This is a genomic window from Sneathiella sp. P13V-1 (assembly GCF_015143595.1).
GTDB lineage: Bacteria > Pseudomonadota > Alphaproteobacteria > Sneathiellales > Sneathiellaceae > Sneathiella.
Map to the genome: position 1 here is coordinate 120833 of NZ_WYEU01000003.1, position 26514 is coordinate 147346.

Annotated in this window: 23 protein-coding genes; 8 read left to right on the forward strand and 15 right to left on the reverse strand. The window is 46.6% G+C overall.

Features of this window, described 5'->3' with window-relative positions:
• Nucleotides 1-40 precede the first annotated feature (40 nt).
• Genes GUA87_RS13700 through GUA87_RS13715 form a run of 4 tightly spaced genes read left to right on the forward strand, consistent with a single transcriptional unit; the run spans nt 41 to nt 3461 of the window.
• Nucleotides 41-1225, forward strand: coding sequence for a hypothetical protein (locus GUA87_RS13700; protein WP_193717168.1), 1185 nt, complete (start codon nt 41-43; stop codon nt 1223-1225).
• A gap of 4 nt (nt 1226-1229) precedes the next feature.
• Nucleotides 1230-2648 (forward strand): class I adenylate-forming enzyme family protein, encoded by a 1419-nt coding sequence (locus tag GUA87_RS13705; RefSeq protein ID WP_193717169.1) that lies wholly within the window; start codon nt 1230-1232, stop codon nt 2646-2648.
• Nucleotides 2645-3229, forward strand: a complete 585-nt coding sequence (locus GUA87_RS13710; protein ID WP_193717170.1) for a GNAT family N-acetyltransferase — start codon at nt 2645-2647, stop codon at nt 3227-3229. Before GUA87_RS13705 ends, GUA87_RS13710 begins: the two co-directional genes overlap by 4 nt.
• A 1-nt stretch (nt 3230) precedes the next feature.
• Nucleotides 3231-3461 (forward strand): acyl carrier protein, encoded by a 231-nt coding sequence (locus GUA87_RS13715; RefSeq protein WP_193717171.1) that lies wholly within the window; start codon nt 3231-3233, stop codon nt 3459-3461.
• A 42-nt stretch (nt 3462-3503) separates the two neighbouring features.
• Here the strand turns inward: GUA87_RS13715 and GUA87_RS13720 are convergent, their stop codons facing one another.
• The 7 genes from GUA87_RS13720 to GUA87_RS13750 form a co-directional block, all read right to left on the reverse strand.
• Nucleotides 3504-5777 (reverse strand): methyl-accepting chemotaxis protein, encoded by a 2274-nt coding sequence (locus GUA87_RS13720; protein WP_193717172.1) that lies wholly within the window; start codon nt 5775-5777, stop codon nt 3504-3506.
• A 166-nt stretch (nt 5778-5943) separates the two neighbouring features.
• On the reverse strand, nt 5944-7134 hold the full coding sequence (locus GUA87_RS13725) for an ABC transporter substrate-binding protein (protein ID WP_193717173.1): 1191 nt from the start codon (nt 7132-7134) through the stop codon (nt 5944-5946).
• A 72-nt stretch (nt 7135-7206) separates the two neighbouring features.
• On the reverse strand, nt 7207-9036 hold the full coding sequence (locus GUA87_RS13730; RefSeq protein ID WP_193717174.1) for an AMP-dependent synthetase/ligase: 1830 nt from the start codon (nt 9034-9036) through the stop codon (nt 7207-7209).
• A gap of 23 nt (nt 9037-9059) precedes the next feature.
• The gene (locus GUA87_RS13735; protein ID WP_193717175.1) at nt 9060-9833 is read right to left on the reverse strand and encodes an ABC transporter ATP-binding protein; all 774 of its coding nucleotides are present in this window, start codon (nt 9831-9833) and stop codon (nt 9060-9062) included.
• A 1-nt stretch (nt 9834) separates the two neighbouring features.
• The gene (locus GUA87_RS13740) at nt 9835-10593 is read right to left on the reverse strand and encodes an ABC transporter ATP-binding protein (protein ID WP_193717176.1); all 759 of its coding nucleotides are present in this window, start codon (nt 10591-10593) and stop codon (nt 9835-9837) included.
• Nucleotides 10590-11699 carry a branched-chain amino acid ABC transporter permease gene (locus GUA87_RS13745; RefSeq protein ID WP_193717177.1) on the reverse strand — a complete coding sequence of 370 codons (1110 nt, stop codon included), beginning with the start codon at nt 11697-11699 and terminating at the stop codon, nt 10590-10592. The genes GUA87_RS13740 and GUA87_RS13745 overlap by 4 nt, the downstream gene beginning before the upstream one ends.
• A gap of 3 nt (nt 11700-11702) precedes the next feature.
• Nucleotides 11703-12596: a branched-chain amino acid ABC transporter permease gene (locus GUA87_RS13750; protein WP_193717499.1), complete on the reverse strand. Its 894-nt coding sequence runs from the start codon at nt 12594-12596 to the stop codon at nt 11703-11705.
• A gap of 564 nt (nt 12597-13160) precedes the next feature.
• Here GUA87_RS13750 and GUA87_RS13755 point away from each other — a divergent pair.
• A complete protein-coding gene (locus tag GUA87_RS13755) occupies nt 13161-14063 on the forward strand; it encodes an MBL fold metallo-hydrolase (protein WP_193717178.1) in 903 nt (300 codons plus the stop codon).
• A gap of 28 nt (nt 14064-14091) precedes the next feature.
• On the opposite strand, the gene GUA87_RS13760 is transcribed toward GUA87_RS13755, so the two are convergent.
• From GUA87_RS13760 to GUA87_RS13780, 5 genes are all read right to left on the reverse strand, one after another.
• The gene (locus GUA87_RS13760) at nt 14092-14577 is read right to left on the reverse strand and encodes a YajQ family cyclic di-GMP-binding protein (RefSeq protein WP_193717179.1); all 486 of its coding nucleotides are present in this window, start codon (nt 14575-14577) and stop codon (nt 14092-14094) included.
• 13 nt (nt 14578-14590) lie between these two features.
• Complete coding sequence (locus GUA87_RS13765) at nt 14591-16180, reverse strand: peptide chain release factor 3 (RefSeq protein WP_193717180.1); 1590 nt, start codon at nt 16178-16180, stop codon at nt 14591-14593.
• A gap of 152 nt (nt 16181-16332) precedes the next feature.
• Nucleotides 16333-17343 (reverse strand): NADP-dependent oxidoreductase, encoded by a 1011-nt coding sequence (locus tag GUA87_RS13770; RefSeq protein ID WP_193717181.1) that lies wholly within the window; start codon nt 17341-17343, stop codon nt 16333-16335.
• Nucleotides 17344-17481: 138 nt separating this feature from the next.
• Complete coding sequence (locus GUA87_RS13775; RefSeq protein WP_193717182.1) at nt 17482-19110, reverse strand: 3-(methylthio)propionyl-CoA ligase; 1629 nt, start codon at nt 19108-19110, stop codon at nt 17482-17484.
• 220 nt (nt 19111-19330) lie between these two features.
• On the reverse strand, nt 19331-19981 hold the full coding sequence (locus GUA87_RS13780) for a substrate-binding periplasmic protein (protein WP_193717183.1): 651 nt from the start codon (nt 19979-19981) through the stop codon (nt 19331-19333).
• Nucleotides 19982-20236: 255 nt separating this feature from the next.
• Between GUA87_RS13780 and GUA87_RS13785 the strand changes: the two genes are divergently transcribed.
• The gene (locus GUA87_RS13785) at nt 20237-20608 is read left to right on the forward strand and encodes a hypothetical protein (protein WP_193717184.1); all 372 of its coding nucleotides are present in this window, start codon (nt 20237-20239) and stop codon (nt 20606-20608) included.
• Nucleotides 20608-21534, forward strand: coding sequence for a sterol desaturase family protein (locus GUA87_RS13790; protein ID WP_227712007.1), 927 nt, complete (start codon nt 20608-20610; stop codon nt 21532-21534). The genes GUA87_RS13785 and GUA87_RS13790 overlap by 1 nt, the downstream gene beginning before the upstream one ends.
• Here GUA87_RS13790 and GUA87_RS13795 read toward each other — a convergent pair.
• Entirely contained in the window at nt 21496-22422 is a 927-nt protein-coding gene (locus GUA87_RS13795) for an alpha/beta hydrolase (protein WP_193717185.1), read from the reverse strand. The two genes, GUA87_RS13790 and GUA87_RS13795, sit on opposite strands and share 39 nt — an antisense overlap.
• A gap of 142 nt (nt 22423-22564) precedes the next feature.
• On the opposite strand from GUA87_RS13795, the gene GUA87_RS13800 reads away from it, so the two are divergent.
• Nucleotides 22565-23971 carry an aspartate aminotransferase family protein gene (locus GUA87_RS13800; RefSeq protein WP_193717186.1) on the forward strand — a complete coding sequence of 469 codons (1407 nt, stop codon included), beginning with the start codon at nt 22565-22567 and terminating at the stop codon, nt 23969-23971.
• Nucleotides 23972-24024: 53 nt separating this feature from the next.
• Here the strand turns inward: GUA87_RS13800 and GUA87_RS13805 are convergent, their stop codons facing one another.
• Both GUA87_RS13805 and GUA87_RS13810 read right to left on the reverse strand, forming a co-directional pair.
• On the reverse strand, nt 24025-25680 hold the full coding sequence (locus GUA87_RS13805; protein WP_193717187.1) for a methyl-accepting chemotaxis protein: 1656 nt from the start codon (nt 25678-25680) through the stop codon (nt 24025-24027).
• 40 nt (nt 25681-25720) lie between these two features.
• On the reverse strand, nt 25721-26467 hold the full coding sequence (locus GUA87_RS13810) for a substrate-binding periplasmic protein (RefSeq protein ID WP_193717188.1): 747 nt from the start codon (nt 26465-26467) through the stop codon (nt 25721-25723).
• Nucleotides 26468-26514: the final 47 nt, after the last annotated feature.

A 26514-nucleotide genomic window follows, 5' to 3' on the forward strand; every position in this document is an offset into this window, starting at 1 on the left:
GACAAAGAGAAGAACGAAAAACTTCGGCAGGCGCTAAAATATGAGATTATTACTTGTTGATCTTCACAGCAATGCATGTATGGCAAAGCTGCCTTCAAGACTGAAGTTCCTGGATGTCGAGTGTTTTGCTTTTGGCGAAAATGAAACCCTTTTGATGAAAAGCGGTTTGATTAAGCAAAAATATGGTGCGAAAAGGACCAACGGCAAAATGACTGAAAGAAGTTTTATGTCATCTTTGATTTTTGCCATCGACCATTGCAATCCTGATTTTATGGTGACCAATGACGAATTTATCATTCATTCACTCATGAAAATGAGCGCGAATTACAAATCCTCTGAAAAGGCACATCCTGATCCAATAAAAAAATTTATAAAACTTATTGATCGATCTTTTTTCGAAGATGTGAACGATGCTTTGCGGCCAAATTCCCTGGAAAAAGCAGAAGCCGCAGGTTTTCCAGTCCCACAGTTCGAGACAATTCAGAGCTCAGAAGCTTTGAATACCAGCCTCCAAACGACCCCTCGTCCCTTTTTTCTGAAAGAAAGCCTCTCAATCGGAAGGCAAGGCGTTTTGTATATTGAGGAAAGCACAAAGGATCTCTGGGTACGAAGCGCACTTGAGGCGGCAACTGCGCCTTCTCCGTCTCACCCATATGTGGCCCAGCAACCTGCGGATGGCACTGAAATGACGATTTCTTTCGCAGCCTATCAGGGACGATTGCTCGGCTACACCGTCGCCAAACCCCTAAAAACAATATTTAAAGGCGGACCGAGCACAGTGATCGAAGGCCAATATCGCCCTCAATGGCAGAAGGTAATTTCCAATTTTGTAACATTAACCGGTTATAATGGATTTGGCGGATTTGACGTAATCGATAGAGGAAAAGGTCTTCCTCAAGTCATCGAAGCAAATATGCGGCTCACCCATACGGTTCCATGTGCCCATAAACTTGGATCAAACCTTTTGGAATTATTCGTTAGTGCGGCAAAGGGAGAGATGCCTGAAGACGCTGAAGCTGTCCACAAAAAACATAAGCAGGCCTTTGCACTTTACCCTGAAGAACTTATGCGAGACATGGATAGCCCCCTGTTAGATGAACTCCCCCTGGACGGGCCTTGGTCTGACCCCAGGATTATTCGGCATATGACCCAATATATTCGAAATGATGTTCGCTATCCGTCAAATGACCTCGAAAGCAGATTTAACCAAAAACTGAGAAAGTAGAAAGATGCTCTTCAACAGTTTCCTGAACATAGGCCGAATTGCCACCACTGAAGACGGCAAATTTATTAAAGCCACAGAACTGCTCAACCGTATTCAAGACCGAAAAGGGCAGTTTGAAAAGGTTATGAAAGCCGGTGACATTGTTATGATATGTCACGGGGGTAGTGCTGAATTTGTGGTTGATTTACTGGCAAGCTGGTCGCTGGGGGCTGCGGCAGCTTGTGTAAATCCCGCTGCAACCGAAAATGAAATCAATAATCTGGTAGATTTTATCGAGCCCAGCCTGCTCATTCGGGATAGTGAAAACACTCCGGAGATATTGAAAGAAAGTAACGTAGCCTATCCTGCGTCTTTCAACCTCGACAACCCCGCTTTGTATCTATTTACGTCAGGAACTACAGGAACCCCAAAGGGGGTAGAGCATTCGTTTAGATCCCTACTCGCGCGATTTACGCTTAACCAAACTTATATTGGAAAAGAAAACTTTGAGCGCACGCTTTGTGCCCTTCCAACCCATTTTGGTCATGGATTAATTGGCAATCTATTAACCCCTCTTCTTGTGGGAGGCGATGTCGTCCTGCTCAGCGACAAATCTCCAATGGGATTGTCAAAACTGGGACAAATAATTGACGACTTTGACATCAATTTCCTGAGTTCCGTTCCTTCATTTTGGAAAATGGCGCTTCGCCTCTCCAAGCCTCCCCAAAAGGGCACCCTAAAAAGACTTCATGTCGGCTCTGCTCCTTTGTCCCTGGAACTCTGGCAAGAAATTGCTACCTGGGCCGGGACCGATAACGTCTACAACATGTATGGGATTACAGAAACCGCAAACTGGATTGGCGGCACATCGCTTCAAGAAGGCGCGGATGCTGATGGTCTTATTGGATCAGTGTGGGGTGGCAGCGCTTTGGTAAAAAATACTGAAAATGGCGAAATTTCAAAATCAGGTACCGGTGAACTCCTGATACAGAGTCCCTCCTTGATGAACGGTTATTTTAAACAACCTGAGTTAACCGCAGACGTCCTGAAAGAAGGATGGTTTCACACAGGTGATATTGGACAAATTGAAGAGGATGGGAGCATCAGGATTACCGGCCGCCAAAAATCCGAGATCAATAAAGCGGGCATGAAAATTCTTCCTGAGGAAATTGATCTGCTGCTTGAAAAGCACGAAAACATTCAGGAGGTGTGCACTTTTGGCCTGCCCGACCCAATAAGTGGCGAGCGTGTTGCCGCTGCAGTTGTAACCGATGGCTCTGAACTGAACGGCGCGACCTTATCAAAATGGATGACCCCCCTCATTCGCAAAGATGCCATCCCGGAAAAATGGTTTTTTGTCACCGAAATTCCAAAAACAGACCGGGGTAAAATCAACAGAGACAATGTGAGAAATGTCTGCCTTGAACAGGACACTAGCAAATGAACAAAACAAAAGGGCCTGACATAAATCTGGAGACGAAGAATTATGTTCTGCGATCCGTCAAGGACGGACACATTACCGACGCTGTCGTTTCTTGGTACTCCGATAAGGAAGTCATGCGCTTCATGAATGACAGAATGGATCTGTCACGTGAAAACCTGTGCAAGATGTTTAACCGATACGACAATAGGGATAATTACGCCGTTTTCATTCAGGACAAAGAAAATGGTAATCCTGTTGGCATCTTTCGCATCTATATAGACAGACGGCACAATCAGGCAACAACCAGTATCATGATCGGCAATAAGGAATATTGGGGGAAAAATGTTGTTCTTGAGGTTCGAAATATTTTCCTCGATACTCTGTTCAAGAAGGTGAAATTGCGTAAAGTCTGTGGATTTGTACGAGGGCGCAATTTCCCAGCTCATTTAAACTATATGAAGCAGGGTTTTACAAAAGAAGGTGTTCGCCGGCAGCATTTCCTAAATCGAGATAAAGAATATGAAGACATTGTAGAGTTTGGCCTGTTAAGCGAAGAATGGTTCGCGCGTGAAGATATACAAAAAGAAGGGCAAGGAAACTGAAATGTCGTCAATAGATGCTGCTAAATCTGTTTTGGCTGAAATCCTGGAGATCGAAACGTCGGAACTTACGGACGAAGATACTATCGAAAGTGTTGAAAGGTGGGACAGCCTCAATCACATGCGTATGATCATGCTGCTTGAAGAGAAACACAAAACCACTGTTGCCACCGATGATGCGATGGAGATGTTCACACTGCAGGCCATTGCTTCCTGGATAGAAAAGCAAACATAAAAAACACCCCTGATTACTTAGGGGCGTTTTTTTTGTTCTTACTTAGGCGCGCACTCGAGCAAGGAAGTTATTCACTTCCGCCTCAAGTTCCGTGACCTCCTTAGAGAGAGATGCAGAGACCAGTTTGACTTCACCGGCGGTTGCGCCTGTTGTCTGTGCTGCCTGATTTACCCCTTCAATATTGCGAGATACTTCCTGAGTACTTTGGGCCGCTTGCTGGACAGATCTGCTAATCTCGCCTGTCGCCGCGCCCTGCTCTTCCACTGCAGATGCAATGCTTGTCGCAATCTCGTTGATCTGTCCAATCGTGGAAGTAATACTTCCAATTGCTCCTACCGCACTGGATGTCTCATCCTGCACGGCTTTGATCTGGCTGGAGATTTCCTCTGTAGCCTTGGCTGTCTGACTTGCAAGGTTCTTAACCTCACTAGCCACAACTGCGAAGCCTTTACCTGCATCCCCCGCACGTGCGGCTTCAATGGTTGCGTTCAATGCCAGCAAGTTTGTTTGCCCTGCAATATCATTAATCAAACCAACGACGTCGCCAATTCGAGACGCCGCTTCGTTCAGGCTGGTCACCATCTGATTGGTACGCTCAGCTTCCGTTACAGCGCCATTTGCTATATTAGCAGCCTGACCAACCTGACGGCTGATTTCATTAATGGAAGAGGTGAGCTCCTCGGTCGCGGCTGCAACGCTATCCACACTTGCGCTGGCAACATCAGAGGCGGCAGAAACCGACCCGGAACGTTGTTCCGTGTCACTGGCAGCATTACTCATCACATCAGAACTTGCTTCCATTTGAGTGGTCGCTGAAGCGAAACTTTCAACCAGGTGCTTAACGCTGCCTTCAAAGTCATCAGCAAGTTTAGTAAGCTCGGCCTTACGTTGTACTTCGGCTTCCTGCTCAAGGCGTTCTTTTTCAGCACGGGCGCGTTCTTCAGCTTCACGCGCTTCCTGTTCCGCCTTATGTTCAGCCTCTTCGCGCTCTCGACGTTGTCGTTCACTTTCGACACGCATCTGCTCAGCTTCACGTGCATTATCACGGAAACCAACCAGAGCCGTTGCCATAGCTGTAATTTCATCACTTCCTGCAACAGCAACTTCTGTGTTCAAATCTCCGCCGGCAATTTGCGTCATGTCACGAACAAGGGCATTCAGGCGTTTCATCAAATTGCGACCAACATATAGCCACGCGATCAACACTGCAAAAACAAGACTTGCTATAGAAATTGTAGCTAGTATGACTTTTCCTTGCGTGATCTGCTCATCAGCTGCTTTGATTGCAGCTGCAGTGCCTGCTTTAATTTCTTCTGAGATTTTACCGACAACTTCAGACATAGCTTCTACGCCTTGCTTTAACCCAAAGCTGATCTGTTGAACCTCACCCAGAGTTTTAATATAAGCACGCCGGTTTTCGAGAATACCGCCTTCACGTCCGGCTGAGTCAGCGAGTTTCACCGCGAGGTCTGATAACTTGGCCTTCCCTTCAAAATCGGGAAGCAAAAGAGAAATTTTCAACCGAGTACTGTAAACCGTAAATTCGTCTTCAAGCTCTTTCAAAGTTGTGAGATCAGTTGCAACATTCATTCTGTTGAGAAGAGCTGCGCTCATATTCAGGTTGCTCATAAGATTTATGGCACGGCCATAAATTTCCACATCCTGTTCAATCAGCTTCACGACACCTTCTTGAACTTTCTCAAGATTATCTTCAAACGACAGATCCGTTGTTTCCGCTGACATGTTTTGACGCAGAATTTCGACATATGGTTCGATAATCGCGGTAATCTCTTTATGGCGCATCGTTGTGATTTCTGTAAAATCACGGGCTGCTGCCCCTTGATCCAAAAGTTTTTCGACACTTGACTTCAGATCATTGATGCCTGTCTCCAGTTCCGCAGCTTTTTCCTGAATTTGGCCAACCAGTTCGAAATCTATATCCTCACCATTCAGCGCAACAACATTTTCATCAAGAGCCGCAAGATGAGTGTTCGCAATTTCTGTTTGCACATCCAAATCTTTTCGGGAATCAGCTTTCAATATATTCGGCACTACTGATACCGCCGCTTCCGCGCTTTGGGAGAGTTTGTAGGCGAGCTCAATTGAGTTCGCAGACTTATTCGTTGTATCCTGAAGCGCTTGTCCCAAGTTATTGAACTGCGTCCAACCGACCAGTCCAGCAACCAGTGTTAAAAGAGCAATCGCCCCAAATGCTGCGTATAAACGCATCCGAATGCCTGATTTTGCCCCCGCACTATCGGCATTTTTTTTGCGCCCTAATTTGACCTTACGGAATTTTTCCGCGACGAAACTCATAACCTAGCCCCCTTAAAGCTTTGATTTGAGATAAAACAATCCAGTGGAGCTCTAAGGTAGTCAGGAATAGTTACTAATTGGTCAACGCAACGAGTAAGTCATAATAAAAAACGCCCGATAGGCTTATATCCTACCGGGCGTCTTAAAATACCTAAGTACTAATTTTTTAGTAGCTAATGCGCGATACTGATTTCCAACGTTGTCCGCTCACTTGGAACAATGTTGCGCTGTTACGTGGATCTGGACCTAAGTGATCTTCGGCTGAAAAACCAACTGTTGGTCCACCAAATGGTGATTCAAAGGATTTGATGGATTCCAGTGTTTCAGCAACTTTTTCAGCAGTAAGATCTCGACCCGCTTTTTTGAGTGCTTCACCAAAAAGACGCATCGCTTCATAGCCTGCAATTGACTGTAAAACGGCATCTTTGTTGAACATCTTCTTATAACGATCCATCCAATCTTTTACATGATCAGAAGCCTCATCATAATAGGGGATTGGGGTTTGACTTACACCATACATACCTTCGGTCGCACCTTTGGCCAGCATGATGTTCTCCGGAACGTAGCCTGCGGAACTCACCACAAATTTTGCATCGTAACCAACTTTGCGCGCTGTACCGACACTACCCAAAGTTTCCGCAATAATAGTACCCAGACAAATCAGATCCACATCTGCAGATTTCAGTTTTGCAATCTGTGATGAGAAATCTTTAGAGCCGCGCTTGAAGTTTGTTGCAACGACTTCCGGCAGGCCCATTTCTTTTGCTTGATCGGCACAACCACGCAGGACATTCTTACCAAAGTCATCATCCTGATACAGAACACCAACTTTTTTCGCGCCGCCATTTTCGACCAGGTACTTCACTGCCGCACGCATCTGATCATAATAAGGGGTTAAGTTGGAGAATTTGAGCTTATGAAGCGGCTCATACATTTCGCTCGCGGCTGTCAGTGGGAATACGTTTAGAACCCCTTGTTTAAGAGCACGTGGCATTGTCACCATATTCATCGGCGTGCCAAGCGCACCAACAAGCGCGAAAACTTTATCGCGTTTCAACAGCTTATCACCCGCTTGAGCGGCTTTATTTTGCTGATAGGCTGTATCTTCAACGATCAACTCAAGTTTACGGCCATTGATACCGCCAGCTGCGTTATATTCTTCCACCGCCATACGGATACCATTGGTCACCGGCACCCCCCACAGTGCAACTGGACCGGAAAGTGGCTGGTGAGAGCCCAACACAATCTTGTCGTCATGAACACCTTGCGTTGCTTGGGCAGTCCCTGTGAAAGTAGCCGCGGCTGCAAGCGCGGTCACCATCGTCAGGCCCAAACGGACAAAACTTCTTCTTTTCATTTTCTTCCTCCCATAGTTATATCTATTAAATATGCCCGCCTTAAGCGAAAACTCAAATAGATACCGCACCAATCAATACATGGTATCGATCAATTCCTTGTATTTCTTATTCACGAAAGACCGCTTCAATTTCATTGTCGGGGTCAGCTCATCATCTTCAGCCGTCAAAATCTCGTCGATGAGGCGGAATTTCTTGATTGTTTCCACCTGAGCGAAGTTCTTATTCACCTTTTCGACTTCCGACCAAATCAGTTCCTCAACCTCTTTTGCCTTACACAGGCTTTGGAAGTTGGTAAAAGGAACGTCTCTATCCTGCGCAAACTTTTCGACATTTTCCTGATCTATCATCACCAGACAGGTCAAATATTTACGCTTGTCACCAATCACAACGGCATCGGATACATAAGGGCTAAATTTAAGTTGGTTTTCAATCTCCGACGGGGTGATGTTTTTCCCGCCTGCCGTAATGATAATATCTTTCATACGATCAGTGATTTTGACAAATCCCTGATTATCGATATATCCAACATCCCCTGTGTGCAGCCAACCATCGACGATGGTTTCTGCTGTCTTCTCAGGTTTGTTGAGATACCCCATAAAGACATGCGGGCCTCTTAAAAGTATCTCTCCCTGCTCGGAGATGGAAACCTCTGTATTAGGGGCCGCCGCACCTACGGTTCCGATTTTGAACCGATCCGGCAGGTTGGAAGTTGCGAGGCCAACATTTTCGGTCTGCCCATAGACTTCATACATATCCAGCCCAAGGGAAAGATACCATTTAATCAGATCCGGAGAAATTGGAGCCGCGCCGGTTCCTAGGTAATGTGCCCGGTCTAGCCCTAAGAACCGTTTGAGGTTCTTCAAAACCAGATGATCCCCAATCCAGAATTTGATCCTGTCCACCGCACCTGGAGTTTTACCCTCCAGTTTGCAATCCGCAATTCGACCGCCGGCATCAATGGCCATTTTATAAGCCATTTTCTGCAATGTGGTTGCATCACTTAGTTGCAGCATAATTGCGGAATAGAATTTTTCCCAGATACGCGGTACTGCAAAGAAAATTGTCGGAGATACTTCGCGAATATTCTCCGGCACTGTGTCCAATCCCTCTACAAAATTCACAACCGATCCTGAAAACAGAGGCAGGAAAATTGTGAAGGCACGCTCGGCAATATGGCAAAGCGGCAAGAAAGACAACTGTTCATCATCAGGACCAAAGCCAACCAAAGGTGTCTGATTGGAAATCTGGAACATTAGATTACGATGCGCAATCATCGCGCCTTTTGGCGGCCCGGTTGTCCCTGACGTATAAATCAGAATAGCAAGATCAGAAGCCTGAGATTTCGCAATCTCCTCTTCCCAGAAGGAAGGTTGCTCCTTGTGATAGGCTTCACCCAACGCGTACAGGTCATCAACGCTGATCACCATATCGTCGGAAAAATCCCGAAGACCATCCATATCAAGAACAATTATTTTCCGAAGATCTGGCAAGTTGCCTCGAACCTCCAGGATTTTATCCAATTGTTCTTCATTTTCGGCCACAAAGTATTTTGTACTGCTATCAATACACAGATACTCAACCTGCTTGGCACTGTCGGTAGTGTAAACACCGTTGCTAACACCCCCAACACCCAGAATTCCCATATCGAAATAGAGCCATTCCGGATTATTTTCGCTGAGGATCGAGACCACTTCGCCTCGCTTCAAGCCAAGTGAAACCAATCCCAAGCCAACGGAGCGTGCCTTTCTGCCATACTCCGCCCAGGTAATGCTCCGCCAGATGCCAAGATCTTTCTCACGCATGGCAATTTTCTGGTCAAACTTCTGCACCCGATCCCAGAACAACTTGATGGTCGTATCATAACCGTCAATCAAGGTCGGTGGATAACTATGTGCGTTCATTTCTTCTCTCCCAACCTCTTAAATTAACGCCACGTTTTCCGCTTCTTCCAGCGACGTTTGCCTCGGACACCATGGTCCTGCATCCCAAGGTAAAACTCCTTGATATCGTCTTTTTCCAGAAGATTTGCGGTTGTGTCTTCCATTACGATACGTCCAACTTCCAACACATATCCGAAGTCGGCTGTGTGCAGGGCAATGTTGGCATTTTGCTCAACCAACAGCATGGTCATGCCCTGTTCAACATTGAGACGTTTAATGATACCGAAGATCTCTTTTACGAGGCGCGGGCTTAGGCCAAGACTTGGCTCATCCAGCAGCATGACTTTCGGTCGCGCCATTAACGCGCGACTGATCGCCAACATTTGTTGCTCACCACCGGAAAGTTGACCGGCGGGTTGCTCAGCACGTTCCTTCAGGATCGGGAAATAGTTGTGAACCAGTTCCATATCCTGTGCGATCTCGTCTTTGTTGCTGCGGGTATAAGCCCCCATCATCAGATTGTCATGAACACTCAGGAACGGAAACACTTCCCGCCCCTCAGGGACATGGCTCAACCCCTGACGCATAATCCAGTCAGGATCATTTTTTTGAATTTCCTGACCATCAAAGACAACGCTGCCTTTTTGGGGATCCATAACACCACTGATGGTTTTCAAAATCGTGGTCTTGCCGGCGCCATTGGCGCCAAGAACGGTTACGATCGTGCCTTCCTTTACATCCAGAGAAACGCCGCGGATCGCCATAATGGGACCGTAATAAGTTTCAATGTTCCGCACTTTCAAGATTGCTTCACTCATGTCATCCCCCCAGATACGCTTTGATCACTTCAGGATCATTTTGCACTTCCTGAGGCGTGCCATATGCCAGCATACGCCCATAGTTCAGAACCAGAACCCGATCAGAAACTTCCGAAACAAGTCCCATATCGTGCTCAACCATCAACACAGTGATGCCCAGATCTTTTTTGATGTCATCAATCCAGAAGGACATATCTTGCGTCTCTTCCACATTAAGACCCGAAGAAGGTTCGTCCAGCAGGATCAGTTTAGGTTCTGTACACAAAGCACGACCAAGTTCGACAACTTTGCGAACACCGTAAGGTAAGTTCATAATCAGGCTGTCACGGTAGTGTTGAAGATCAAGAAAATCGATAACCTCCTCAACCTTTTCACGATGAGCAAGCTCAGCCTTGCGCACAGAAGGGAAGAAGAGACCTTCTTTCCAAACAGAACGCTTGGTATGACAATGACGCCCCACGAGCAGGTTCTGCAGCACCGAAGCGTGCTCAAACAATTCAATATTCTGAAATGTCCGCGCAATCCCACGTCCCGCAATTTCGTGAGGAGGAACGGTTGTAATATCCTCCCCATCAAAAACCATCCGGCCTTCTGAGGCATCATAGATACGACTGATCAAGTTAAAGATCGTTGTCTTTCCTGCACCATTTGGCCCGATAATTGTGAAACATTCACCTTTTTCAATTTCAAAATTTACGCCATCCACGGCCTTCACGCCGCCAAAGTTGATGGCCAGATTTTCTGCAGTAAACAGGGTCATCTCAACCTCTCAGACTTCATGTAGGATTTCTGACGCTTGAACGTCGCTTTTTTGTAGAGCGGGAACATTTGGAAGTAGAGCTTGACCTTCAGCCAACGCCCATAAATTCCAAGCGGTTCAAACACCACAAAGAAGATCAAAATCAAACCAAAGATAAGAGGCTCAAAGCCCGGTTGTTCGGCAATGGAATGAGGCAGGTAGTCTTTCATAATGGCCAACGCTTGCGGCAATGCCAATACGAACATTGCCCCGAACACAGCTCCATGCAACGAGCCTAGCCCCCCCACAACAACAAGAACCAGCAGTTCAAGCGATTGCAGGACAGTGAAACTCTCTGGTGAAAGGAACCCGAGTTTGTGAGCAAAAAGCGCACCAGCCAAACCTGTGATACCCGCGCTTAACGCAAAGGCCAATGTTTTGGTTTGCGCAAGATTTACACCCATGCTTTGAGCAGAAATCTCACTATCACGAACCGCCATCATAGCCCGACCAGTTGCCGATCTCAGTAAGTTCAGGGAAAACAGGATCACTGCAACCAAGACCCCGAGACAGAGATAGTAGAATGGGGTTCCATCGGTGAGATCCAAATCTCCCACATAGATAGATTCCACCAGCAGTCCTGTATAACCGTTGGTCACACTTTCCCAGCGGGAGAGAACTTCCTCAATGATGATCGCAAAAGCAAAAGTTGCAATTGCAAGATAGATCCCCGTAAGGCGAAGCGCCGGAATACCAATCGCGATACCGGCGATCGCCGCCAGCACACCTGACATTGGGAAGGCAACAAAGAAGGAGAACACCAATGGTTCATCCATGAAGGGAAGTTGCAATCCATTGCCGGTTAAAACGGCTTCTGTATAGGCACCAATACCAAAGAAAGCAGCATGTCCCAGACTGATCAGCCCAGTATATCCTGACAACAGCATCAAACCGACACCCGCAATCGCCATGATGTAAAGCTGCGTCATCTGCCCGACATAGTAATCTTCCATAAAATGCGGGACTGCCAGCACCATTAAAAGAAGTGCCCCATAGGACCAGTAATAGCCAGAGTGTTTGGCAATATTGATGTCCTGCTCATAGCTTGTTTTGAACAAAAATCGCATGACTTACACCCTCTTCCCTGTTTTCTCGCCAAACAGACCTTGCGGGCGAACGACCAACACGACTAACAGCACCACATAGGCCGCAACGTTTTTAAAGCCAGGAGGAAGATAAAAGCCGGACAGAGTTTCAATGATCCCAATAAGGATACCACCGACAACAGCCCCCGGGATGGATCCAAACCCACCCAAAACAGCAGCCGGGAAGGCCTTCAAACCAATGAAGCCCATATTGCTGTCGATCAGGGTTGTTGGCGCCAGCAAAATACCGGCGGCGGCGGCCACGGCGGCACTGATCCCCCAAATCATCGAGAAGACAGACTTAACCGGGATACCCATATAATAAGACGCAAGCTGGTTCTGAGAAGACGCCTGCATTGCGACACCCAGTTTTGTATAGGTGAAGAAGAAATACAGGACGATACAAAACAGGATGGTTGCGACAATCACTGAAAGGTCAGTCTGAGCAATTACCAATGCCCCCATACTTTCAGGAATTATCTGCATTCCCTGCCCGGAAAATGGGGTATCAATGGCGTATGTCTCAGTACCCCAGCCTGGCATCATACCTGCGACACTGCGCGCCACATAGCCAAATCCGATGGTCACCATCACGATGGCAAACTGTGGCTGTCCCAACACGGGCCTAAGAACAACCCTATCAACCATGTTACCAACAAAAAACATACATACGATCGCGGCTGCGGCCCCGACCCAGTAATTCCAACCAAAGATTGAAATAAATGTATAAGCTAAAAATGCCCCGAGCATGAGAAGCTCACCCTGGGCAAAGTTTACGACTTCGGTCGCTTTATAGATCAACACAAAACCGAGTGCCACCAGCGCATAAATACAACCGATTGACACCCCGCCGATGACCAACTGCAAAAATTCTAACAGAACGGCCTCCCCTAATTGTCCGATACTTATTGTTTCTTTATGAGGGGCCGCATACTAATTCGGACAGATGCGACCCTTTATCAAAAACTATAGTGGGGACTATATTTTTTCGTCAACAGCATATCTTTACTTTTAAACAAATATTGAAGTCTTATTTTTAATAGAAAATTTTTTATTATTTATTCCAGAAGATATTTTTCTTTAAATTTTATTTTTTATTTTAATTTTTACTACTGTATAGCAAATATATATCGTTTTGCAATGCAGCAATTCATAATATTTACCAAACTTTCATACAAATTTAATACTAGTTATTTCGTGAATTACTGACGCCATATATGATTTTTTCATAAAATGTACTCCGCATCATAGTCTGCACGCTTGCCGTTATTAACATTTTACTGAAATAAATATTCCATCACTCCAAAATCTCTTCATGAAACAAATGTTGCATCTTGTTCCATCTCCACCCCTTCCAAAAATTTTCAAACATCTCTCGTAAAGAATCGTAACAACGGTTAATCTTTGGGGAAAAGTCCAAACCAAGATTCTGAAGGAACGAATATGGCCGCCTCCATCCCCTTTTCACGAGAGCTGGAATTTGAATATGGGAAAAGCAGCGAACTTAGCCCCCTGATACGTCGAGTGATCGCCCAAAACCCAAGCGCTTTTACATTCTACGGCACGGGTACTTACATTATCGGACGCGGCAACATCGCCGTCATTGATCCTGGCCCAGCCGATCCGGATCATATTGACGCCATTTTGGAAGCCACAAAAGGCGAAACCATTACCCATATCCTTATTACACATACCCACCACGATCATTCTCCAGGCGCCGCACTTCTGAAGCAGAAGATTAACGCTCCCACCTATGGTTTTGGGCCTCATGGTGGAGGCAAAGATGCCTGGAAAGCGGAAGAAGGCGGGGATATGGATTTTGTTCCAGATGTGAAAATCAATGACGGAGACCTTATTGATGGCAACGGCTGGACCATGCGCGCCATTCACACACCGGGGCACCTTTCCAATCATATCTGTTTTGAGTTGGTAGAGGAAAAGACCCTCTTCTCAGGTGATCACGTTATGGGCTGGTCGACAAGTGTTGTCTCCCCTCCCGATGGGAATATGACCCAATATCTAGCCAGTCTGGAAAAACTCCTGGATCATGATCATGAAAAATACTGGCCGACACATGGCCCATCCATCGACGATCCGCACCCTTTCGTGAAGGGACTTATTGAACATCGACATGATCGTATGAACCAAATCAGGGATTGCTTGGGCACTGGCCCTATGAAAATTGCTGAAATGGTGAAGAAGATGTATGCGGATGTACCTGAAAACCTGCACCCTGCGGCAGCCAGGTCCGTTTATTCCCACATCATCATGATGGTGGAAACCGGTGAGGTTACCTGTAATGGCGACTTGGAAGCCACCGACACATATAGCCTGAGCAGCTCATAAAAAAAGGGAGGCGATGCCTCCCTTAAATTTAGTCGCGGAAGTTTACATACTGAAGGGGCAACCCCACATCCAGCCCCTTACAAAAAGCAATGACTTCCTGAAGCTCATCCCTTTTCTTACCTGTCACACGAAGCTCATCCCCTTGGATAGCAACTTGCACTTTGATCTTGCTGCCCTTGATTTGCTTCACAAGTTTCTTCGCAAGTTCTTTGTCGATGCCTTCGCGGACGATCACCTGCTGACGCACACTTTGACCCGCTGCATTCACCGGTTCCTTATAGTCCAGAACACCTGCATCCACTTTGCGGCGCGTCAGGTGCCCTTGAAGCAGTTCATGCATTTGGCGCAACTTCAAATCATCATCCGCGTGAATGGTGAGAACACTTTCCGCACGTTCAATACTGCAATTACTGCCTTTAAAATCATAACGGGTTTCGATTTCCCGTGAGACATTGTTCAGCGCATTGTCGACTTCATTCAGATCCGTCTTGGACACAATATCAAATGATGGCATCTTGCAATCCCCCTTAAGTCAGTTGTTCTTTGGTTTTGTTGAACACAACCCCCGGCCAGTCTTTTTCTGCACGCTCCAGATGCCATGAATTACGGGCCATAAAGACGGGCGCTTCATCATGATCATCTGCAAGCGATGCCTGATTGGCATCCAGGAATTTCTTCAACTCATTATGGTCTTCATGCTCCACCCACCGGGCAGTATATAGCTCTGTTGCTTCAAAATTGACGGGGATATCATACTCCGTCCGAATTCGGTCTGCCAGCACTTCAAACTGCAGCGCACCAACAACCCCGACAACCCAGTCCGAGCCTAGCCGGGTTTTAAAGGCACGCGCTGCCCCTTCTTCTGCAATCTGAATAAGGGCGCGCCCAAGATGTTTGGCGCGCATGGGGTCAACCGGGCGCACTTTTTGAAGAAGTTCTGGCGCAAAGCTTGGAATACCGGTGAACTTAATATCTTCGCCTTCCGTCAGGGCATCCCCAATACGAAGATTTCCATGGTTTGGAATACCAATAATATCACCAGGCCACGCCTCTTCCGCCAGCTCCCGATCCTGCGCAAGGAACAGAACCGGATTATGGATCGCCATGGTTTTGCCAGAGCGGACATGTTTCAGCTTAGCGCCCCGCTTAAAATGGCCAGAGACAAGACGCATAAAGGCGATACGGTCACGGTGTTTTGGATCCATATTTGCCTGAATTTTAAAGATAAATCCGCTGACTTTCTTTTCAGTTGGCTCGACCTCACGTACCGCGGATGGTGCAGAACGGGGTGACGGTGCCATTTCCGCCATTCCGTTGAGCAGCATTTCAACACCAAAATTGTTGATGGCGCTACCGAAGTAAACAGGCGTCATTGTGCCATCGAGAAAGGCTTGCTTGTCAAAGGCTGGACATAATTCACGCACCATTTCAACATCTTCACGCAGTTTTTCAACGTAAGATTCCGGTAGCAGATCATCAATTTGCGGATCATCAACACCATTGCAGACAATCCCCTCATCCAAATGGTTGTCTTTATCCTTACTCACCAAAACAAGGCGGTCATTGAACAGATCATATACACCAAGGAAATTACGTCCCATGCCAATTGGCCAACTGGCAGGCACAACATCGAGTGCGAGCGTTTTCTCGATATCATCTAGAAGTTCAAACGGATCAAGCGCCTCACGGTCAAATTTGTTGATAAAGGTGGCAATCGGCATATCCCGAAGGCGACACACCTCAAACAATTTGCGGGTCTGACTTTCGATACCTTTCGCACCATCCAGAACCATGACGGCACTATCAACCGCGGTCAGCGTTCGGTATGTATCTTCACTGAAGTCTTCGTGGCCCGGTGTATCAAGCAAATTGAAGGTCTTGCCTTCGTAATCAAAAGTCATCACCGAGGAGGCAACAGAAATCCCGCGTTCACGCTCCACCTTCATCCAGTCAGAACGCGCGCGTCGTTGCTCACCACGTGATTTCACGGCACCGGCCAACTGAATAGCACCACCAAACAAAAGTAGTTTTTCGGTCAGCGTTGTCTTACCAGCATCTGGGTGAGCGATAATGGCAAATGTGCGCCGATTGGCCACACGATCTTCAAGTGTCGTCATAACAATCCCGGACTTGTTGCCTTGCCTGCAATTAGCAGCAACCAATAAAATAGCCAGCGCGACAAAACGAAGTCAGGTCTCGCTGGCTAAGGAATGGGATCTATTTATCTACAAAACTGCTGATTTTCAACAGTTTTGCAAAAATTGACATTTTAATCTTCTGAAACTTTCAGGACCAACTTACCAAAGTTTTCACCCGTAAAGAGCTTGAGGAAAGTGGACGGGAAGTTTTCGATACCTTCGTCAATATGCTCTTTCAGCTTCAACTTACCTTCGCTGTACCATTTGCCAAGCTGCATGCTGCCTTCGCCATATTGCTTAACGTAATCAAAGACAACAAAGCCTTCCATACGGGCGTGTTGCACAAGAAGATTCAGGTAATTAACCGGTCCCTGAACAGGTGTAGTGTTGTTGTACTGAGAAATAGCACCACAGATTACAACACGTGCATGACGGTTAAGACGTGCGAGGGCGATATCCAGAATATCACCACCTACATTGTCAAAATAAACGTCTACGCCAGACTTTAAAGGTTCTTTCAAATCGCTAAGGAAATTTGGTGATTTGTAGTCAATACAAGCATCGAAGCCGAGCTCTTCCACAACGTATTTGCACTTATCTGCACCACCTGCAAGACCTACAGCGCGTGCGCCTTTGATTTTTGCGATCTGCCCAACCATGGATCCAACTGCACCGGCGGCACCGGATACCAGAACCGTGTCCCCTTCTTTCACGGCACCAACATCGGTAAGGCCGAAATAAGCGGTAAGGCCTGGCATTCCCAAACCACCAATGTAGCTTTGCAAAGGTGCGAGGTTTGGATCCACTTTCACCAAATCTTTGCCGTCAGACTTACCGTATTGTTGCACCCCGTGATACCCCGTCACGCAGTCCCCTACACTAAATGCCGGATTATTACTTTCGATCACTTCACCCACAGTGCCTGCGCGCATAACTTCACCGAGGCCAACGGGAGGGATGTAGGATTTGGCATCATTCATCCATCCACGCATAGCGGGATCCAGAGAAACATAATGGACCTTAACCACCACTTCTCCGTCGCCTGCTGTTGGAATGTCTGAACTTGTAAATTCCCAGTCGGAGTCTTTGGGTGTACCAACTGGACGTGCTGCGAGTTTATATTGTTTGTTCTTTCCGCTCATCAGAATACCTTTTCTATAATGAATATCCCATAGAAACGGCTTTCACAGAAAAATTCAAGACTGATCGTTCAAAATAAAATACGAACAACAAAAAAGGCCAGCATTAGCTGGCCTTTCTTCGGTCTTTTAAAATGCAAACTACGCAGTTGGCAGTTTGTAGTCTTTATATTCTTCGCGAAGTTTGGTCTTCAGAAGTTTACCAGTTGCAGTGTGTGGAAGTTCGTCAACGAACACCACATCATCAGGCAACTGCCATTTCGCCAAAGAATTTTCCAAGTGATGAACCAGATCCTCTTTGGTAACCGCGTGACCTTTTTCTTTCACGGCGATCACAAGCGGGCGTTCATCCCATTTTGGATGAGGGACAGCGATCACGGCCGCTTCAACGATACCTGGGCAACCGACGGCTTCATTTTCAACATCGATAGATGAAATCCACTCACCACCAGATTTAATCACGTCTTTGGAGCGGTCGGTGATCTGCATATATCCATCCGGATCCAGTGTTGCCACGTCACCAGTATCGAACCAGCCATCTGCATCCACAACATCGCCGCCTTCGGCTTTGAAGTAGCCGCTGGTGATCCATGGACCACGAACCATCAAACGACCAAATGCGACACCATCGCGCGGTTGCTCGACACCTTCGTCATCCACAATCTTGAGCTCTACACCATAGACGATACGACCCTGCTTCTGACGAATATTGTATTTCTCTTCTTCAGAGAGATTTTCGTGCTTCTTAAGAAGGTTACCGGTTGTACCAAGTGGGCTCATCTCAGTCATGCCCCAGGCATGGCAAACTTCAACGCCATATTCACCCACGAAAGTCTCAATCATGGAGCGCGGCGCCGCGGAACCGCCAATAACTGTACGGTTCATGGAAGAGAAGCGAAGGTTGTTTTCTTTCACATAACCCAGCAGCATCAGCCAGACAGTCGGAACACCAGCAGACAAGGTCACCTGTTCCTGCTCCATCAATTCGTAAATGGATTTACCATCCATTTCAGAACCTGGCATGACCATTTTGGCACCAGCCATCGCAGCCGCATAAGGGATACCCCAAGCATTTGCGTGGAACATCGGCACCACTGGCAAAATGCTGTCACGGTTTCCAACACCGAGGCCATCAGCTGTACATACACAGAAGCTGTGAAGAACAGTAGAACGGTGCGCGTACAGAACACCTTTAGGGTTGCCTGTCGTACCAGAAGTGTAACAAAGGCTGGACGCTGTGTTCTCATCAAACACTGGCCATTCATAATTGCCATCTTCACCGTCGATCAATATCTCGTAACAATGGACATTTTTAAGGGAAGTTTCAGGCATATGAGCCTCATCCGTCATGATGATGAAACCTTTAACGCCTTCCAGATGATCTTGAACAGCTTCAAGCAAAGGAACAAATGTCAGGTCAACAAAGATGAACTGATCTTCGGCGTGGTTTGCAATGTAAGTGATCTGTTCAGGGAACAGACGAGGGTTGATTGTGTGACACACGCAACCCATGCTGGAGATACCAAAGTAAACTTCCAGATGGCGGTACCCGTTCCAAGCCAGTGTACCAATACGATCACCAAACTCTGCGCCGAGTTTGAAAAGAGCCTGCGCCATTTTCTTGGCACGCAAATTAACTTCTCGGTAGTTTGTCCGATGAATAGGACCTTCCACAGAACGAGACACAATTTCCACGTCGCCGTGGTTCAAGGCCGCATATTCAATGAGAGATGAAATGAGGAGGGGACGATCTTGAACGAGACCTAACATTATTTTCTTCCCTGATTTTTCTTTTTAACATTTGTGCGCGCAGGATACGAAAACTGTTCTGTTTCGTAAAGAAGGAAACGTGGGGCCTTGACATGCCAACTAAATTATTTTTCCTCACTCCCTATTGCACAACATAGGTTCGCAAGCTTGAATTTTATTTTGTCTTGTGCACAGTGGCGCGCATTAACTTTGAGATTTGTAACATCTCCACCAAAAAGCGTTAATTGATCAGCATATTCATCGCATCATTGACGCGCGCGAGCAGATCAGCATTTTTCTTATGCACCAAATGATAAAGGTGGCTACTAAACAGAGGAGCTTCAGACCGTCTGACATGCGTATGAAGTGTCAATTGTTTCACACCTTCACTCAATCCGACGACAACTTGAACCCGCCTAAGGTTTAACAATTCGAATAACTTGATGTAGTTTTCTGCGTAAAAGGTTTTTCGGGCTTTCACATTGCGTTCGGCATATAACTCACCACGCACGATGGCCACATCCATGTGCATCAAATCATCCCAACTTTCAACATTCACTTCTTTTCGCAAGCTATAAGCATACGCTTTAATGGTAATTATGGGTTTGTCCGTTTTGTTTAAAGTTGGGTATTTTGCAGGCGCTGAGGGTATACGCCCAACTTCTCCATCACAATGTCCAGCAGCAGCCAATTGCAGTGCTCGGCGGTTAGGGAAATCTTTGAACACAACTTTATATCCCAGCTGAGTATAGATTTTTTCAACTGTTTTACTGGCTTCTTTATGCACAAAATGATTTTCCGCACGGCAAATCACTTTTTGCTCCCCAGCTATTACCTGAGGTGAAAACAAAACCCCGATTAACGATACAATTCCGTAGATTAATTTCGGCATAGTTGATTTCCCCATATCCCTCCCACACAATTTCTAAGATATCGCACTCCCTGCCATATTCAACACATATATTAGTTTTTTCTTTTTTAATGATACCACAAACAAATTCGGAGGTATTTGTAGAACTGACGCTAAACAAATGAATACGTTACGTTATTTATTTTCTCGATAGTTAGTTCATCAATTTACTTGGAAATTGGATCCAGTTGACCTTAGTATTTCGAGATCACACTTAGACAATGGGGCTGGAAATACGTGGTTATTCCTCTGGAAATTCTAATACCTTCCGCGCTTGTGGCAGTCATTTTTCTGATAGCCTTTATACGCCTTCTTACAGGCCCAAAGTCGGCTACGCTCACAACAGAGATTTGCAAAGAGCACTTAACTGCTGAGGATCCAGAGTTTGGAAATTACACTCTAACTTTTGATACCGATCAGAAATACGCCTTGGCAACAGATACTGAAGGTAAACACAGATACCTACTTAGGGGGTTTGGAGATAGATTGGTGGTACAGAACCTTTCAGAACAGGATGTTTCCAAAAGTGATAAATCCGTCACCGTAAGACGACAGGACATCGCCCATTCAGCAGTGAAATTTACTTTGGAAACGGAAGGTGCGAGCTGATGACCCTGCCTGATCCAGTTACTTTTGCCATTCCCGTCTTCGTCATTCTCATAGTTATTGAGGCGTTTGCTGGAAAATTCAATCCGAAAAAGGCGGATTATGAAGCGAAAGATACGGCAACGTCCCTGTTTATGGGACTTGGGAATTTTACATTTGGTTTGATCAATTTCGGCATCGTCGCAAGTATTTCTGCATGGGTTTACGAATATCGATTATTTGAAATCGGATATGCTTGGTACGCATTTGTTCTTGTCTTCTTTGCAGAGGATTTCTGCTATTATTGGTTCCATCGCTGGAGCCACGAACATAGAATTTGGTGGGCTGCCCATATCAATCACCACTCCTCTCAGTATTACAACTTGTCAACAGCCCTCAGGCAGAGTTGGACAAGCGACATTGCCGGCACGTGGGCTCCCTGGCTACTACTATCGCTCATAGGTATTCCAACACCCCTGATTGTCTTCCAAAAAGGCATTAGCCTTGTTTATCAATTCTGGATCCATACAGAGGCGATTAACAAGATGTGGGCGCCGGTTGAGTGGTTTTTCAACACACCATCGCATCACCGGGTCCACCACGCAACGAACCCCAAATATCTGGATTCCAACTATGCGGGTATTCTGATTATTTGGGATCGGATGTTCGGATCCTTTGTTCCTGAAGATGAAGCTGAACCTTGCCGATACGGTATCGTCAAACAACTGGCGAGCTTCAATCCGCTAGTTGTCGCCTTTCACGAATGGATTGCCATTTTCAAGGACGTCTTTAGCGCGAAAAGCCTGAAGGGTGTTTTCTTTTATATCTTCGGACCTCCGGGCTGGAGTGAAGATGGCTCCCGCATGACGTCCAAAATGTTGAAAGAGCGGGAGCGCAGACTGCTGGAGAAATCAGCTATTAGCGATCACGTCCTCGACCCAGCCGAGTAGATCTGTCATAACTTCATCCCGGTTGGTCTCATTTAACAACTCATGACGACCATCCGGGTAGTATTTGAGCGTTACTTTGCCAAAGCCACGTTTCTTGTAGGCCTTAATCAGACGCTCTACCCCTTTTGTCTTTTCCCCGACAGGATCATCTGTGCCTGAGAACACATAAATGGGGAGTTCCTTATTCATTTTTGCAAGGGCGTCATCTGAAGCAATACGGGTCAGGGCATCCAGCAATCCAATCCATGTTGCAATGGAGCAGTCATAACCGCAGAGGGGGTCGTTCACATATTTGTCGACTTCCGCTTCGTCACGGCTTAACCAATCAAACTCTGTACGGTTTGGCGCAAACGCTTTGTTAAAAGCCTTAAAGGACATATTGGCAAGCAATGTGCTATGCCCCTCGTTTCCATTCCTGAGCTTCTCGATACGCGATACCAATTGAGCAAGTTTTCCCAGCGTACCGGGAGGGCCATTGGTCGCTGACAAAGCGGCACCAGCAAGTGTGTCACTGTATCTTGCCAAATAATCCTGTGTCATGAACGATCCCATGGAATGCCCCATCAGCATTATGGGTGTTTCTGGATGACGGGCGGCTATTTCCCGATTGATCAGGTGCAAGTCTTCAACCGCCTTTTCCCACCCCTTTTCATCCGCCATGTGACCAGGAATATTTCCCTCCGGGATCGTTTTTCCATGCCCGCGGTGATCATTGGCATAGACCGCAATCCCCGCTTCATTAAGAAACAGCGCCAAACGCTCGTATCGTGCGGCGTGTTCCGCCATCCCGTGGGCAATTTGCACCACCGCTTTTGGCGATCCATTTGGCAACCATTCATAGATATGAAGCGCCAACCCATCATTTGCTGTTAGTTTAAACGATCCCATAATCCCCCCGTTTTTCCTTTTCTTTATCTTAGGCAGAAAAATGTTTTCACCACAACAATCATCAGTGTTTGACGCGCAGACTTTCGGAAGCTAGCCTCACAGAAAACCATCAATAACTCATCCCCATTTCGGAGAGGTACTCATGAGCAGCCCAGATTTACGGCAAGGTAATTCCCTTGCCAGTCGCGATGTTAAAAACCTGATCCATTCTTACACAAATCTGTCCGTACATGAAAAAACCGGCCCCCTGATCATCGAAAAAGGTAAGGGCATTTATGTCTATGACGACAATGGGAAAGAGTATATTGAAGGCTTAGCAGGCCTGTGGTGCACTTCGTTTGGGTTTGGTGAACAGGAACTGATTGATGCGGCCACCAAACAGATGCAGAAACTGCCTTACTACCATTCCTTTGCCAGCAAATCGACCGAACCTGGTATTCTGTTGGCCGAAAAACTGATCGAGATTGCTCCCGCCGATTTTTCAAAGGTGTTTTTCGTCAACTCAGGTTCCGAGGCAAATGATACCGTTGTCAAACTGATCTGGTATTACAACAACGCTTTAGGACGCCGCCAGAAGAAGAAAATCATCAGCCGGCAAAAAGCCTACCACGGGGTTACTGTTGCGGCAGCTTCCCTGACAGGTCTGCCACCGCTTCACAATGATTTTGATCTGCCTATTGAAAACATTCTTCACACAAGCTGTCCTCATTATTACCGCTTTGGCAAAGACGGAGAGAGCGAAGAAGAATTCGCGACCCGCATGGCCGTTGAGCTGGAAGAGCTGATCTTGAAAGAAGGTCCTGACACCGTTGCGGCCTTTATCGCAGAGCCTGTCATGGGCGCAGGCGGGGTTATCGTTCCGCCAAAAGGATATTTCGAGAAAATTCAGGCTGTCCTCAAGAAGTATGATGTTCTGATGGTCGCAGATGAAGTAATCTGTGGCTTCGGTCGTACAGGCAATATGTGGGGAACAGAAACCTACGGTATAAAACCTGATATCTTAAGCTGTGCCAAGGCCCTTTCCAGCGCCTACCTTCCAATTGCTGCGGTTATGGTATCAGAAGAGATTTTCCGCGGCATGGTCAAGCAAAGCGAGACCCATGGTGCTTTCGCCCATGGCTATACCTATTCTGGCCACCCTGTGCCAGCAGCTGTGGCCTTGCGTACTCTTGAATTGATGGAAGAGCGAAATATGATCGCTCATGTTCAAAAAGTTGCGCCTGTTTTTGAAAAACGTTTTAAAGCGCTCGCAGATCATGAGTTGGTCGGAGAGGTTCGTGTCTCTGGTCTTGTGGGAGCGATTGAACTTGTTGCCGACAAAGAGACAAAACGCTCTTTTGCCCCTTCATGCGCCGTAGGTCCAACTGGGTATGGCTATATTCAAGAAGAAGGCGTCATCAGCCGTGCTGTGGCGGGTGATAATCTTGCACTTTGCCCGCCCCTCATCATTACGGAAGAACAGATCAATGAGATGTTTGACCGATTTGAGAGAGGCCTTGAGCGTCTCGCTCAGGACGTGAATGGCAATAACTGGCGGGATGCGAAATAAAACATAAAAAAAGGCCCCATTAATTGGGGCCTTTTTTGTTCGGATCCATTTAATCATCCAGCCTTAACGTTCGCGACAAAATCAGACACCTGACGTCTTAGATGTTCGGCTTGTTGAGAAAGTTCACTTGATGCTGACAGCACATCTTGTGAGGCTTGATCTGACTGCCTTGCCCCTTCTGTCACATTAACGATGGAAGAAGAAACTTCCTGTGTCCCGCTTGCCGCTTTTTGAACGCTGGAGGAAATCTCCTGAGTTGCTGCCCCCTGCTCCTCAATTGCGGAAGCAATAGCAGCTGCAATACCATCAACTTTCGTAATTGTATCAGAAATCCCTTGTATAGCACCGACAGCGTCACCTGTTGCGCTCTGGACTTTTGAAATCTGCTCTGAGATTTGTTCGGTTGCTTTCGCGGTTTGCGAGGCCAGATTTTTCACTTCTGACGCCACAACGGCAAAACCTTTACCAGCATCTCCTGCACGGGCAGCTTCAATAGTGGCATTAAGCGCCAACAAATTAGTCTGCTCCGCGATATCAGAGATCAAAGAGACAACTTCACCAATATTCTGTGCGCCTTCATCCAATCCCTGTATGAGTACATCAGCCTTACCTGCCTCTTCCACCGCTTGACTGGTCACCACAGAAGATTGCGCCACTTGTTGGCTGATTTCACGAATGGACGCAGACAACTGCTCTGCCGCCGAAGCAACAGCTTGCACACTGCTTGTCGCGCTTTCAGCCGCCATGGAAACAGAGTTGGCCTGAGTATTAGTCACTTCAGAGATATGGGTCATATTTTGGGCAGTTGACTGCATTTCAGTAGCCGCCGAGGCGACACCTTCCACGACACTGCCGACCGAGTGTTCAAACGATGCAACCATCGTAATAAGGGCTTGTTTTTTCTCTTGCTCGGCTTGCTGTTTCGCGGCTTCTTCCTTCTGAAGGTTTTCTGCACGCTCTTTTTCAACTTTGTCTCTTTGGCGGTCTGCCTCAGCTCTGGCTTGCTCCTGCTTCACCTGAAGCTGCTTATTCTGTAAGGCAGATTCTTTAAACACCTGAACAGCTTTCGCCATTCGCCCAATTTCGTCATCACGGTCAAGATGCGCAATTTCTATGTCCAGATTACCTTCAACAAGTTGCCCCATTTCGCCCGCCATGAGCTCTAGAGGAACCGTTAGTTTTCTGAATGACACAACGACAACAGAGGAGATTACCGCAACGACAACCAATGTCGCGAGAATGGCAGCCACGATTACAGAGAGGAGCTCACTACTTATCTGTGCATTCGACAGGTAAAGAACCAGAGTTCCCACTTTCTCGCTCTCTCCATCTTCAACGTGAACAATGTCTTTTTCCGCACTGGTAACGTCGAGACCTTGGGCAATCTCTCCTTGTGAGAATAATTGATCACCATTAGGTCCTTTGATTTCTGCGAACTGGAAGTCACGATCCTGTTCCAGATCCTTTAACAATTTTTGGGTTGTTTCATCATTGAGATCCCACATTGGGCCGACAAGTGCAGCGGCCTGAAGGTCTGCAATAATATTTGCCCTATTTTGCATCCGGGAATGTTGGTTTTGTTCATACACAACAAGTCCAACAGTGACGGCAACACCCAAAATTAATATGGTCAGCCCAATAACGGCTGCCAGAATTTTGGCTTGCAGTGACATATTCATCCCTTTGGATTTCGTGACGACTTCGGTCATGACAGTTCCAGTTCTGATATCAAATACTTAAGAAGATGGATTAATCGGAAACGTATTTCGCAATGATTTTGTCATATTCACCACTGGCCTTAATCTCTTTGAGGCCAGCGTTAAAATCATCACGTACCGCGGCATCTTTGAAAGCAACATGGTAGACAGTCGGACTGAAGATTTCGTGGTAGGTAACGTCTTTTAACTTCACTTGGGACGCGATTTGCTTGTTGTAGTATTTGAAGATACGGATATCGCCAACAACGGCATCTGTACGCCCCGTCATAAGCAACTTGTTCTGGGTACTTTGATCTCCAACTTCACGATAGTTCTTGTTTGCTTTTGCCATCTTAGCAAACTCATCTCCGAGATAGACATCAGCCTTTACAAAGGCAACGACCTTATAATTTCCAAGATCAGTGATAGAGCCAATTTTCTGCCCTTTCTCTTTCAAGGTAGTCGCAACATTCTGATAGGAAATATGGCTATCAGAATACTCCGCCTTAACTCCAGAACCCGGAGTGAGAGGCGTAGCCGCTGTTACCTTTCCGCCTTCAAACTCTTTACCCATCCGACCAAAAGGTACAAACCGGACGGAGAGCGTATGGCCTTTTTTAGCAAGGGCTGCCTTGATAATATCGACTTCAATACCAGAGTTGCTTTCCTTTATCCCATATGGAGGAAGGATGCCCTGTGCGAGTTTAACTTCCGCAGCATTTGCAGACGAAAACGCAACAGTGGCTAGCGTAGAAGCAAGAATGACGGGAGAGAGATTTTTGAGAACAGATACTTTCATTGCACCACCTATTACTAACAATTGTGACCTGATCATTAGTGTATTAG

Coding starts and splice junctions, on each gene's coding strand:
- GUA87_RS13765 (WP_193717180.1), bottom strand. CDS start 16,180: ATGACGACACTTGAAGATCGTGTGGCCAATCGGCGCACATTTGCCATT.
- GUA87_RS13725 (WP_193717173.1), bottom strand. CDS start 7,134: ATGAAAAGAAGAAGTTTTGTCCGTTTGGGCCTGACGATGGTGACCGCG.
- GUA87_RS13755 (WP_193717178.1), top strand. CDS start 13,161: ATGGCCGCCTCCATCCCCTTTTCACGAGAGCTGGAATTTGAATATGGG.
- GUA87_RS13800 (WP_193717186.1), top strand. CDS start 22,565: ATGAGCAGCCCAGATTTACGGCAAGGTAATTCCCTTGCCAGTCGCGAT.
- GUA87_RS13710 (WP_193717170.1), top strand. CDS start 2,645: ATGAACAAAACAAAAGGGCCTGACATAAATCTGGAGACGAAGAATTAT.
- GUA87_RS13700 (WP_193717168.1), top strand. CDS start 41: ATGAGATTATTACTTGTTGATCTTCACAGCAATGCATGTATGGCAAAG.
- GUA87_RS13715 (WP_193717171.1), top strand. CDS start 3,231: ATGTCGTCAATAGATGCTGCTAAATCTGTTTTGGCTGAAATCCTGGAG.
- GUA87_RS13705 (WP_193717169.1), top strand. CDS start 1,230: ATGCTCTTCAACAGTTTCCTGAACATAGGCCGAATTGCCACCACTGAA.
- GUA87_RS13730 (WP_193717174.1), bottom strand. CDS start 9,036: ATGAACGCACATAGTTATCCACCGACCTTGATTGACGGTTATGATACG.
- GUA87_RS13790 (WP_227712007.1), top strand. CDS start 20,608: ATGACCCTGCCTGATCCAGTTACTTTTGCCATTCCCGTCTTCGTCATT.
- GUA87_RS13805 (WP_193717187.1), bottom strand. CDS start 25,680: ATGACCGAAGTCGTCACGAAATCCAAAGGGATGAATATGTCACTGCAA.
- GUA87_RS13780 (WP_193717183.1), bottom strand. CDS start 19,981: ATGCCGAAATTAATCTACGGAATTGTATCGTTAATCGGGGTTTTGTTT.
- GUA87_RS13775 (WP_193717182.1), bottom strand. CDS start 19,110: ATGTTAGGTCTCGTTCAAGATCGTCCCCTCCTCATTTCATCTCTCATT.
- GUA87_RS13745 (WP_193717177.1), bottom strand. CDS start 11,699: ATGCGATTTTTGTTCAAAACAAGCTATGAGCAGGACATCAATATTGCC.
- GUA87_RS13740 (WP_193717176.1), bottom strand. CDS start 10,593: ATGACCCTGTTTACTGCAGAAAATCTGGCCATCAACTTTGGCGGCGTG.
- GUA87_RS13760 (WP_193717179.1), bottom strand. CDS start 14,577: ATGCCATCATTTGATATTGTGTCCAAGACGGATCTGAATGAAGTCGAC.
- GUA87_RS13770 (WP_193717181.1), bottom strand. CDS start 17,343: ATGAGCGGAAAGAACAAACAATATAAACTCGCAGCACGTCCAGTTGGT.
- GUA87_RS13720 (WP_193717172.1), bottom strand. CDS start 5,777: ATGAGTTTCGTCGCGGAAAAATTCCGTAAGGTCAAATTAGGGCGCAAA.
- GUA87_RS13810 (WP_193717188.1), bottom strand. CDS start 26,467: ATGAAAGTATCTGTTCTCAAAAATCTCTCTCCCGTCATTCTTGCTTCT.
- GUA87_RS13795 (WP_193717185.1), bottom strand. CDS start 22,422: ATGGGATCGTTTAAACTAACAGCAAATGATGGGTTGGCGCTTCATATC.
- GUA87_RS13735 (WP_193717175.1), bottom strand. CDS start 9,833: ATGAGTGAAGCAATCTTGAAAGTGCGGAACATTGAAACTTATTACGGT.